Source organism: Aeromonas aquatilis (assembly GCF_054052405.1).
On record NZ_JBSTYP010000191.1, the window covers coordinates 1 to 366 of the forward strand.

A 366-nucleotide genomic window follows, 5' to 3' on the forward strand; every position below is an offset into this window, starting at 1 on the left:
TGCTGGATATCAATGTCAGCCGATCCAATGCCTATTCGGGTTGGGAAAAGCCCTTTATCGAGCGATTTTTCCGCACCCTGAGCCACGGCCTGATCGAGTTGTTGCCCTCCTATATAGGCCACTGCGTGGCAGACCGTCAGGTGATCGAGGCGCGCAAGAGCTTTGCTCAGCGGCTCGAGGAAAAGCGCAAACCGGATGCGGAAAAAGAGATTTTTGAGTTGGCGATGACAGCACAAGAGCTGCAGACCCTGCTCGATAACTGGCTGGATGCCCGCTACCACAACAAAAAGCACAGCTCACTGGGGATGACCCCAAACGAGAAGTACCAGAGTGCCCGTTATCAGCGCCGCGCCATCACCGATGAGT

General features: G+C 55.2%; 1 pseudogene. It reads left to right on the plus strand.

The features are described 5' to 3' along the window. A pseudogene (locus tag ACW5W8_RS23965) lies at positions 1-366 on the plus strand (integrase); the annotation flags it as partial.